The sequence below is a fragment of the Pseudomonas sp. F9001 genome (genome assembly GCF_013385435.1).
Classification (GTDB): Bacteria; Pseudomonadota; Gammaproteobacteria; order Pseudomonadales; family Pseudomonadaceae; genus Aquipseudomonas.
The window spans coordinates 25,771-36,929 of sequence record NZ_JACAPX010000007.1; the positions used below are offsets into that span (position 1 = coordinate 25,771).

Annotated in this window: 10 protein-coding genes; 9 read left to right on the plus strand and 1 reads right to left on the minus strand. The window is 61.5% G+C overall.

All coding sequences use genetic code 11. The features are described 5' to 3' along the window. Window positions 1-54: 54 nt before the first annotated feature. On the minus strand, window positions 55-996 hold the full coding sequence (locus HX818_RS05785) for a LysR family transcriptional regulator (RefSeq protein ID WP_087693849.1): 942 nt from the start codon (window positions 994-996) through the stop codon (window positions 55-57). 117 nt (window positions 997-1,113) lie between these two features. Between HX818_RS05785 and HX818_RS05790 the strand changes: the two genes are divergently transcribed. The 9 genes from HX818_RS05790 (at window position 1,114) to HX818_RS05830 (ending at window position 10,985) form a co-directional block, all read left to right on the plus strand. Next, window positions 1,114-2,409 (plus strand): MFS transporter, encoded by a 1,296-nt coding sequence (locus tag HX818_RS05790; RefSeq protein WP_102605247.1) that lies wholly within the window; start codon window positions 1,114-1,116, stop codon window positions 2,407-2,409. A gap of 15 nt (window positions 2,410-2,424) precedes the next feature. After that, window positions 2,425-3,609, plus strand: a complete 1,185-nt coding sequence (gene rhmD, locus HX818_RS05795; protein WP_177019627.1) for an L-rhamnonate dehydratase — start codon at window positions 2,425-2,427, stop codon at window positions 3,607-3,609. An 11-nt stretch (window positions 3,610-3,620) separates the two neighbouring features. Continuing rightward, complete coding sequence (locus HX818_RS05800) at window positions 3,621-4,421, plus strand: HpcH/HpaI aldolase/citrate lyase family protein (RefSeq protein ID WP_177019628.1); 801 nt, start codon at window positions 3,621-3,623, stop codon at window positions 4,419-4,421. Between the two features lie 10 nt (window positions 4,422-4,431). Then, on the plus strand, window positions 4,432-5,865 hold the full coding sequence (gene aldA, locus HX818_RS05805; protein WP_177019629.1) for an aldehyde dehydrogenase: 1,434 nt from the start codon (window positions 4,432-4,434) through the stop codon (window positions 5,863-5,865). A gap of 70 nt (window positions 5,866-5,935) precedes the next feature. Next, window positions 5,936-6,817, plus strand: coding sequence for an amidohydrolase (locus tag HX818_RS05810; RefSeq protein ID WP_087693854.1), 882 nt, complete (start codon window positions 5,936-5,938; stop codon window positions 6,815-6,817). Continuing rightward, a complete protein-coding gene (gene rhaM / locus HX818_RS05815; protein WP_102605251.1) occupies window positions 6,817-7,137 on the plus strand; it encodes an L-rhamnose mutarotase in 321 nt (106 codons plus the stop codon). Before HX818_RS05810 ends, rhaM begins: the two co-directional genes overlap by 1 nt. A gap of 40 nt (window positions 7,138-7,177) precedes the next feature. Then, window positions 7,178-8,236, plus strand: a complete 1,059-nt coding sequence (gene rhaT / locus HX818_RS05820; RefSeq protein ID WP_177019630.1) for an L-rhamnose/proton symporter RhaT — start codon at window positions 7,178-7,180, stop codon at window positions 8,234-8,236. A 26-nt stretch (window positions 8,237-8,262) separates the two neighbouring features. Beyond that, window positions 8,263-9,033 carry an SDR family NAD(P)-dependent oxidoreductase gene (locus HX818_RS05825; RefSeq protein ID WP_087693857.1) on the plus strand — a complete coding sequence of 257 codons (771 nt, stop codon included), beginning with the start codon at window positions 8,263-8,265 and terminating at the stop codon, window positions 9,031-9,033. Window positions 9,034-9,432: 399 nt separating this feature from the next. Then, window positions 9,433-10,985, plus strand: a protein-coding gene (locus tag HX818_RS05830; RefSeq protein ID WP_218173982.1) for an IS3 family transposase whose coding sequence is annotated in 2 segments (ribosomal slippage) — window positions 9,433-9,895 and window positions 9,895-10,985 — 1,554 coding nt in all. Because the reading frame shifts where the segments join, the coding sequence is not laid out codon by codon here. Window positions 10,986-11,159 lie beyond the last annotated feature (174 nt).

Here is an 11,159-nt window from a genome sequence, read left to right on the forward strand (position 1 = left end):
GATTAATTCTATTTAATAACCCGCCGGCATACCACGTTCTTTTGCACACGATGTTTAAAGCATTGCGGCCTTTTGCCTGAGCATGTCGATAAACAACCCCAACTCGCGGCTCACCGGGTCGCCCTTGCGCAGCAGCATCCCGAACGGTGCCAGTTGCACCTCCAGCACCACCGGCAAGGCCACCACGAGGCCCATTTTCAAGTAATCCCGCAGGGCGCTTTCCGAGAGCACCATGATCGCGTCGGTGAGTTGAATCAGTTGCTGCATGGAATACACCGAACTACACTCGATAATGTCCGCCGGCTGCGGCAAGGCCAGGTGTTGCAATGCTTCATCAAAACCAATGCGCGCCGGGCTGGTTTGCGGTTGCAGAATCCACGGCCAGTCACTGACCAGCTCCGCCAGCGGCAGATGCTCGCGCTGGGCCAGGGGGTGGCCGGCGTGCACCACCACCAGCATGCGTTCGTTGCCCAGGGGCTCAAAGGTGTAATGCTCACTGTCGGTGGCGGCGTTGCGCCGGGCGATGGCCAGGTCGATGCGGCCTTGCTCCAGCAACTGGATCACCTGGTCGCTGGTATCGCCCATGATGCGAATGCGCATCTGCGGGTTGAGGGTTTTGATCTGCGCAATGGAGTCCATCACAAGGTCCGGCGCCGCGCCCATGATGGTGCCGATCGACAAATACCCGTAGCCGCCCTGCTGGCGCATCATCAGTTCCTCGGCGCAGCGGTCGAGGCCACTCAGCGCCGACTCGGCAAAGCGGATCAATTCCTTGCCCAGTGCCGTCGGGCGCATGCCCCGGGGCAGGCGCTCGAACAGGTCACAGGCAAACATATCCTCGATCTCGCGCAACATGCGCGTCGCCGCCGGCTGCGACATGTTCAGGCTTTGGGACGCACGGTGCAGGTTCTGGCTGGAACTCAAGGCCACCAGCATATGCAGATGCTTGTAGCGCAGGCGGTTGAACAGGCTGCGGGAGATTGCGGGACTACTCATTTTTTTCCCTGTTATCGATACCCTGAGGTTATCAGTTGTAAGCGAGATTCGATTTGTAGCGTATAGATAGAGCGCCGTACAGTCCTTCCCATAAGAACAAAACAACTGGACTGAACAATGAAGACCCTGCCTGCGTCCTTGCTCGCCAAGATTTCCTGGCGGCTGCTGCCCTTTCTGCTGTTGATGTACATCATGGCCTTCCTCGACCGCGCCAACGTCGGGTTCGCCAAGCAAGCCTTCCAGGCCGACACCGGCCTCAGTGATGCCGCCTTCGCCTTTGGCGCCGGGGTGTTTTTTGTCGGCTATGCGCTGCTGGAAGTGCCGAGCAACCTGATCATGCATCGCGTCGGTGCCCGCCTGTGGATGTGCCGGATCATGGTCAGTTGGGGCCTGGTGTCCGCCGCCATGATGTTTGCCCATAACGAAACCAGCTTCTACCTGTTGCGCTTCCTGCTGGGCGTGGCCGAAGCCGGATTCTTCCCCGGGGTGATTCTCTACCTCACCTACTGGTTCCCCTCTGCCGTGCGCGGCAAGGCCATGGGTTTCTTTTACTTTGGCGCGCCCCTGGCCTTCATCTTCGGCAGCCCGCTCTCGGGCCTGTTGTTGGAGCTGGACGGGTTCTCTGGGCTGCACGGCTGGCAATGGCTGTTCGCGGTGGAAGGCCTGATGGCCACCGCGGTTGGCATCTGGGCCTACTGGTACCTGGACAACCGCCCCGCCGATGCCAAATGGCTGAGCGTTGCAGAGCGCCGCCAGATCCAGGACCTGCTCGACCGCGAAGACCAGCACAAAACCTCCCACGGCCGTAGCCTGCTCACTGTGCTGTGCCAGCCCAGCGTGCTGTACCTGTGCCTGGTGTACCTACTGATCCAGGCCAGCGTTTACGGCGTGGTGTTCTACTTGCCAACCCAGGTCGGTGGGCTGCTGGGGACCAGGGTCGGCTTGATGGTGGGCCTGGTCTCGGCGATTCCCTGGGTCTGTGCGCTGTTCGCCGCGTGGTGGATTCCCGGCTATTCCGACCGCACCGGCGAGCGCCGCAAAGCCGCGTCCCTGACCCTGTTGATGGCCGCCGCCGGGATCGCCTGCTCGGTGACCTTTGCCAACCCGCTGCTGGGCATGCTCGCCCTGTGCTTTGCCGCCTCGGGCTTTATCGCCGTGCAACCGGTGTTCTGGACCTTCCCGTCCAGCTACCTGGCCGGCAGCGCAGCGGCCGCCAGCATCGCCCTGATCAACTCCTTCGGCGCCCTCGGCGGTTTTATCGCCCCGGTGCTGAAGAACTGGGCAGAAACCGCCTTTCACTCCCCTGCGGCCGGCCTCTACCTGCTGTCCGCCACCACTGTAGTCGCAGCCTTGCTGGTACTCGGTATCCATTCCCCAGGCCATAAAGCGACGAACACGCCGGCCACTGTTTAAACAAGGAGTCACACCATGGGCAACATCACAATCAAGCACGTGCGCGCCTTTGTGCTGCGCGGCGGCGGCGCGGACTACCACGACCAGGCAGACGGCCACTGGATCGACGATCACATCAGCACCCCCATGAGCAAATACCCCGAGTACCGCCAGAGTCGCCGCAGTTTCGGGATCAACGTACTCGGCACGCTCGTAGTGGAAATCGAGGCCAGCGACGGCACCGTCGGGTTCGCCGTGACCACCGGTGGCGAGCCCGCCGCCTATATCGTCGAGAAGCACCTGGCGCGCTTCCTGGAAGGCGCCCGCGTCACCGATATCGAAAAAATCTGGGACCAGATGTACCAGTCCACCCTGTACTACGGCCGCAAGGGCCTGGTGATCAACACGATCTCCGGTGTCGACCTGGCGCTGTGGGACCTGCTCGGCAAAATCCGCCAGGAACCGGTGCACCAGTTGCTCGGCGGCGCGGTGCGTGACGAATTGCAGTTCTACGCCACCGGCGCCCGCCCCGACCTCGCACAGAAGATGGGCTTTATCGGCGGCAAGATGCCCTTGCACTACAGCCCATCGGAAGGCGAAGAAGGCCTGCGCAAAAACCTCGAGGAACTGGCAACCATGCGCGAGCGGGTCGGCCCGGACTTCTGGCTGATGCTCGACTGCTGGATGAGCCTGGACCTGAACTACGCCACCAAACTGGCAACCGGCGCCCATGAATACGGCCTGAAATGGATCGAAGAAGCGCTGTCGCCCGACGACTACTGGGGCTATGCCGCGCTGCGCAACAACGTGCCCAAAGGCATGTTGGTTACCACCGGCGAACACGAAGCCACCCGCTGGGGCTTTCGCATGCTGTTGGAGATGGGGTGCTGCGACATTATCCAGCCAGATGTGGGCTGGTGCGGCGGCCTCACCGAGCTGGTGAAAATCTCCGCCTTGGCCGATGCCCACAATGCGTTGGTGGTGCCCCACGGCTCGTCGGTCTACAGCTACCACTTTGTTGCGACCCGCCATAACAGCCCGTTCGCCGAGTTCCTGATGATGGCGCCCAAGGCAGACGAAGTGGTGCCGATGTTCCACCCGCAACTGCTCGGTGAACCCGTGCCGGTGAATGGCCGCATGCGCCTGTCGGTGCTCGACAAACCCGGGTTTGGCGTGGACCTCAACCCCGATTGCCAATTGCATCGCCCGTACAACCGCTGAGGACTCCTGCCATGAACATGCCCCACAACGCTTTCAAGGCCGCGCTGCGTAAAGACGCCGCGCAATATGGGATCTGGGCCGGCTTCGCCACCGCCTATGCCGCCGAGATCGTCGCCAGCACCGGTTATGACTGGATGCTGATTGACGGCGAACACGCCCCCAACACCGTGCCCAGCGTGCTCAACCAGCTCCAGGCCGTGGCTCCCTACACCACCGCCCCGGTGGTACGCGCGGTAAGCAGCGACGCCAACCTGATCAAGCAACTGCTGGACGTCGGCGCCCAGACGCTGATGATCCCGATGGTCGAAACCGCCGAGCAAGCCAAGGCCCTGGTGCGTGCGATGCGTTATCCGCCCCACGGTATTCGTGGCGTTGGTGGCGGCTTGACCCGCGCCACCCGCTGGGACAGCGTGTCGGATTACCTCAACACCGCCCATGAACAGCTGTGCCTGATCGTGCAGGTGGAGTCGCGCCTGGGCGTTGAAAACGTCGCGGCGATTGCGGCGGTGGAAGGCGTGGACGCGGTGTTTATCGGCCCCGCCGACCTGTCCATCGGCCTCGGTCACCCCGGCAATCCCGGGCACCCCGAGGTACAGGAGCGCATCCAGTACGCAGTCAATGCCACGCTGGCGGCCGGCAAGGCCTGCGGCATTCTCGCGCCCAACGAAGACGACGCCCGCCGCTATCAAGCCTGGGGCTGCCAGTTCATTGCGGTGGCCATCGACATCAGCCTGCTGCGCCAGGGTGCCATGTCGACCCTGGCCCGCTATCGCCCAGCCGCCGACGCCAAGGCGCCGTCACGTACCTACTGAGGAGCCAAGCATGTCATCCGTACCGGTCTACCAGAACTTCATCAACGGCCGCTTTACCCCGAGCGATGCCCACCTGGATGTGTTGAACCCGGCTACCGGCGTCCTGCTGTCGAAGGTCCCGGCGTCCACCTCCGAAGACATCGACCAAGCCTTGGCTGCCGCACGTCATGCGCAAAAAGACTGGGCGCGCAAACCGGCGATCGAACGTGCCGGGCACTTGCGCCGCATCGCCGCCAAGCTGCGGGAAAACGTCGCCCACCTGGCGCGCACCATTACCCTGGAGCAAGGCAAGGTCAGCGGCCTGGCGGAAGTGGAAGTCAACTTCACCGCCGACTACCTCGACTACATGGCCGAGTGGGCGCGCCGCATTGAAGGCGAGATCATCACCAGCGACCGCCCCAATGAAAATATCTTCCTGTTCCGCAAACCCCTGGGTGTGGTGGCCGGCATCCTGCCGTGGAACTTCCCGTTCTTTTTGATCGCCCGCAAGATGGCCCCGGCGTTGCTCACCGGCAACACCATCGTGATCAAACCCAGCGAAGAAACGCCGAACAACTGCTTCGAGTTCGCCAGGCTGGTGGCCGAGACCGACCTGCCGGCCGGGGTATTCAATGTGGTCTGCGGCGATGGCCGCGTCGGTGGCGCCCTCACCGCCCATAAGGGCGTGGACATGATCAGCTTCACCGGCAGCGTCGCCACCGGCTCGCGGATCATGACTGCTGCGGCGCCGAATATCACCAAGCTCAACCTGGAGCTGGGCGGCAAGGCGCCTGCCATCGTCCTCGCCGATGCCGACCTGGACCTCGCAGTAAAAGCCATTCGCGACTCGCGGATCATCAACAGCGGCCAGGTGTGCAACTGCGCCGAACGGGTGTACGTGGAGCGCAAGGTGGCCGACCAGTTTATCGAGCGCATCAGCGCCGCGATGGCCGCCACCCGCTACGGCGACCCCATCGCCCAGGCCGATGTGGAGATGGGCCCGCTGATCAACCGCCAGGGCCTGGACAGCGTCAATCGCAAGGTGCGCACCGCGCTGGGCCAGGGTGCATCGCTGGTCACCGGTGGGCAGATTGCCGACCTGGGCCAGGGTTTTCACTTCCAGCCGACGGTATTGGCTGGATGCCACGCCGACATGGAAATCATGCGCGAAGAAATTTTTGGCCCGGTGCTGCCGATTCAGATTGTCGACGACCTGGATGAGGCCATCGCCATGGCCAACGACTGCGACTACGGCCTGACCTCCTCGATCTACACCCGCGACCTGGGCAAGGCGATGCAGGCGGTGCGCGAATTGTCGTTCGGCGAAACCTACGTCAACCGCGAGAACTTCGAGGCGATGCAAGGCTTTCATGCCGGCGTGCGTAAATCCGGGATCGGCGGCGCCGATGGCAAGCACGGCCTGTACGAGTACACCCACACCCATGCGGTGTACTTGCAGAGCTGAAGTGGTGCAACGGGCCTTGGCGCGGTAGCGTGCGGGCCCTTCCCCATCCATTGTTCCGAAGGATTGCGCTATGCCCCTTACCCCTTACAGCGGGCCGATCATCGACAGCCATTTGCACCTGTTCGACCCGCGCCGCCCCCAGGGTATTCCCTGGCCCGAGCCGGGAAACGCGCTGTATGCCGCACATTTGCCGGCGGATTATTGGCCGCTGGCAGGCGAACATAACGTGATCGGCGCGATTGCCGTGGAAGCCAGCCCGTGGCGCGACGACAACCGCTGGTTGCTGGAGACCCTGCGCAGCGACCTGCGCATGCTCGGTTTCGTCGGCAACCTTGACCCGCTGCACGGCGACTTTGCGGCAGACCTCGATGCCTTGGCCCATGAACCGCTGTTCCTCGGTTTGCGCTACGGCAACCTGTGGGACCGCGATTTGCCAGACGACCAGAAGCGCCCCGGCTTTATCGAAGGCCTGCGCCGCCTCGCCGAATACGGGCGTGGCCTGGACAGCGCCAACCCCAATCCGCGCTTGATCAAAGGGCTGCTGCATTTGAGCGATGCCTTGCCCGAGCTGCGCATCATCGTCGATCACCTGCCCAATGCCAGCGTGCCCGCCGGCGAAGAATCCGCGTATCACGCCGACCTGATGCGCCTGGCAGAGCGGCCGAATGTATTTGCCAAACTGGCGGAAATCCCCCAGGTCGGCCCGCAGGGTCTGATCCTTGACCCGGCGTTCTACAACGACCGCCTGGCCGTGCTGTGGGAAGCCTTTGGCGAAGACCGTTGCTTCTTCGGCAGCGACTGGCCCAACAGCGATCACCTGGCCAGTTTCGCCACCACCCTGGGCCTGGTGAAAGCCTGCATGGCGGGCAAACCCGAGGACGTACAGGGCAAGTTTTTCCTGCACAACGCGGTGCGCATCTACAGTCCTACGCCACCCCACGGAGGCAAGTAATGCAGACCCGAGCCTTTCGCATGAACCTCAACCCCGGTCAGCACGCCGAGTACCGTCGACGCCACGATGAGATCTGGCCCGAACTGGCCCAGGCCCTGCGTGATGCCGGCGTGGTGGACTACCGGATCTTCCTCGACGAGGCCAGCAACGCCTTGTTCGCCGTGATGACCCACGAAGAGCGGCACGGGCTCGACGCACTGCCGGGCACCGAGCTTATGCAACGGTGGTGGCAGTACATGCAAGACATCATGCCCAGCCAGCCGGACGCCTCGCCCGTCAGCGTGGATTTAATCCCGATGTTCAGCCTTACCCCAGGCTGAAACAGCGCGCTACCACAACAATAAAAAAGGATTCGACTACGTGGAAATCATTCTCTTCGGTGTGATTCTGCACTTCATCGGCGGCTTCGCCTCCGGCAGCTTCTACATCCCCTACAAGAAAGTCCGCGGCTGGGCCTGGGAAAGCTACTGGATCACCGGCGGCCTGGTGTCATGGCTGATCGTGCCGCTGATTGCCGCGCAACTGACCGTGCCCGGCTGGGCCGACATCCTGCGCCAGGCCGACAGCAGCACCTTGCTCTGGACCTACCTGTTCGGCGTGCTCTGGGGCATCGGCGGGCTGACCTTCGGCCTGACCATGCGCTACCTCGGGCTGTCCCTGGGCATGTCGCTGGTACTGGGCCTGACCTCGGCCCTTGGCGCCTTGATGCCGGCGCTGTATCGCGACCTGTTCACCGACGCCACCGAAGGCACCCTGACCTCAATGCTCGCCTCCCAGGGCGGGCATTGGGTGCTGTGGGGCGTGGCGGTATCGCTGGTGGGCATCGCCGTGTGCGGCAAGGCCGGGCTGATCAAGGAACGAGAAGTGCCGGAAGCGGTGAAATTCGCCAGCATCAGCGAGTTCTCGGTGGCCAAGGGCATGCTGGTTGCGGTGATCTCCGGGGTGCTGAGCGCGTGCTTCAGCTACGGTATTTCAGCCGGGCGCCCACTGGCTGCCGCGGCTGTCGAGCATGGCGCCAACAGCCTGTTCCAGAACAACGTGACCTTCATGGTGATCATGTGGGGTGGCCTGACCACCAACGGCCTCTGGTGCCTGTGGCTGAACTGGCGCAACCGCACGTTCCACAACTACACCGACCGCAGCACTCCGCTGCTTGGCAACTACCTGTTGGTGGCGTGTGCCGGCACCCTGTGGTTCCTGCAGTTTTTCTTCTACGGCATGGGCGAAAGCCGCCTGCAGAACGACGCCAGTTCGTGGGTGTTGCACATGTCTTTCATCATCATCGTATCCAACTGCTGGGGCCTGTATTTCCGCGAATGGCAGGGCACCAGCGCCACCAACAAAGGCGTATTGGCCACTGGTATCGCGGTGATTCTCGGTGCCATTGCCATGGTCGGTTACGGCAACTATCTCGGCTGAGGCCGCTTTTTTTCAGGAGTTCACTTATGTTACTTGCAGACAAAACCGTGATTATTACTGGCGCCTCCCGTGGAATCGGCCGCGCCGCCGCCAGGGAATGTGCACGCCAGGGTGCCCGTGTGGTCATCGGCCACAGTGGTAGCGGCCAAGGCACTGAAGCGGCGTTTTCGTTGATCGAGGAAATCAAGGCGTTCGGCGGCCAAGCGGTGGAGGTGGGCGGCGATGCGGCTGATCCGGACACCGGCGACAAACTGGTGGCCGGCGCGCTCAAGGCATTCGGCAGTGTGGATGTGTTCGTCAACAACGCCGGGATCTGTCCGTTCCACTCGTTTCTCGACATGCCGCGTGAGGTGTACCTGAAGACGGTCAACACCAACCTCAACGGCGCCTACTTCGCCGTGCAAGCGGCGGCAAACCAGATGAAAAACCAGGGCAAGGGCGGCGCGATCATCGCCGTCAGTTCCATCAGTGCGCTGGTGGGTGGCGGGATGCAGACGCACTACACGCCGACCAAGGCCGGGCTGCACTCGTTGATGCAGTCCTGTGCGATTGCGTTGGGGCCGTATGGTATTCGCTGCAACTCGGTGCTGCCGGGAACGATTGCCACCGATATCAACAAGGAAGACTTGGCCGACGAGGAGAAGCTGACGTACATGACTTCGCGCACGCCGTTGGGGCGCCTGGGTGAACCCGACGACGTCGCGGGGCCCATCGTGTTCCTCGCCTCGGACATGGCGCGGTATGTGACCGGAGCTTCGCTGTTGGTAGACGGGGGATTGTTTGTCAACTTGCAGTAGCGTTGGGAAGCGGGCCGCCGCGACGGGGCGTCCCTGCCCCGTGCTACCTGCGTTCGGCCAGCGTGGTTTAACGGGGCGCCTAAGATCAAGATCAAAAACAGATCAAGAGCACAGCGGCCTGAAAGCCGACTTGAGTGTTGAAGAGCAAAATCAAAATCTAAAGCGAGCACGGTCAAAAAATGTGGGAGTGGGCTTGCTCGCGAATGCGGTGTGTCCGTCACCCAATGCATCAACTGACAGACTGCATTCGCGAGCAAGCCCGCTCCCACATTTGGACCGTGTGCGCCCTTGATCTTGCTCTGGCTTCTACCACTCAAGCCGGCCTGTACCCCCGGTGTCAGGGTAGTTGTCGTGCCTCCACTTTTTTAAAAACATTCCGGGGGCGGCAAGAGTATGGTCATGCCTTTCTACTCAGAAGAGCGCAAAGCTGCGCTGCTAAAAATGATGCTTCCGCCCCTGAGCCTCTCGGCGGCGGAGGTCGCTCGCCGCGAAGGTTGCAGCGATATGTCTCTCCATTATTGGCGCAAGCAAGCCGCTGCCAGAGGAACGCAATTGTCCGACACCAAACAACCTGTTGAGAATTGGTCAGCCGAATCCAAAATGGCGGTCATCATAGAAACAGCAGCTCTGTCAGAGCTGGAACTGGGTGAGTACTGCCGGCGAAAAGGGATTTTTCCTGAGCAAATCACTGATTGGCGCAATGCATTTATCGCCAGTAGCACCCAGCAAACAAAGGTTAAAAATGTAAATACCGGCCAGTCGAAGAACGATAAAAACCGTATCCGCGAGCTTGAGCGCGAACTGCGGCGCAAGGATGCGGCATTGGCTGAGACAGCGGCGTTACTGGTGTTGCGAAAAAAGCTCAATGCCTACTGGGGGAGCGACGACGAGGGCAACTGACCTTGTTGCCAGAACGGTATTTACTCGTTGGTTGGCTCAATGAAGCCATCGCGGCGGGCGCCCGCAGGGCGCCTGCTTGTCTGGAGGTCGGCATTTCGCTACGGACACTGCAACGCTGGAGTTTGCCTGAAAAAATACTGGCCGATGGGCGTACCACAACCTCAAGACCCGTGCCCAGCAATGCGCTCAGCGATTTCGAGCGCCAGACCATCGTAGCACTGTGCAACAGCAAGGCTTACGCGCATCTGCCCCCGAGTCAGATCGTGCCCCAACTGGCGGACGAGGGGCGTTATGTAGCCTCAGAGGCGACGTTTTATCGTGTGTTGCATGCCGCTGGCCAGCAACATCGTCGTTCACGTGCCAAGCGACCTCATCGTCATCCGGCACCCACCACTCATGCGGCGACAGCCGCTAATCAGGTGTGGTCGTGGGACATCACGTACCTGCCGTCACCCGTTCGAGGGAAGTTTTACTACCTCTACCTGATCGAAGATATCTACAGCCGAAAGGCGGTGGGCTGGGAAGTTTACGACGCAGAAAGTGGTGAAAAAGCAGCAGTATTACTGCAACGAAGCGTGACCCAGGAACAGTGCTGGCGCCAGCCGCTGGTGCTGCACTCTGACAACGGCGCGCCGATGAAGTCGGTGACGCTGCTGACCAAGATGTACGATCTGGGCATCACGCCATCTCGTGGTCGACCGCGCGTCAGCAATGACAACCCGTATTCGGAATCACTGTTCAGGACGCTGAAATACTGCCCGCAGTGGCCACTAGATGGTTTTAGCAACCTGGATGATGCGCGTGTTTGGGTGAGGGACTTTATGACCTGGTACAACACCGAGCATCGTCATAGCCGAATCCGTTTTGTGACACCGGCTCAACGTCACGAGGGAAAAGACCGGGAAATCCTGGCCCGGCGCGATGCAATCTACGGGCAAGCTAGAGAAAAGAGACCGGAGCGTTGGTCTGGTGAGACACGCAACTGGAAGCCAGCCGGAACGGTATATCTGAACCCCGAAAGGGAGCTGACAGTGAGCATCAGGGTCGCGTAGCACGATGGTGGACGCGACAACTACCTTGAAAAACGCCGGGAGGCCGCTGTGCTGTTGCTTTTGATTTTGATTTTGATTTTGATCTGCGGGCCCCGTCAACCACGATGGCCGCAAGTAGGCACGGTGGAGCGGGTAAATCGGCAAGGATGCCGATTTAGCCGCGCCGGGCCATGG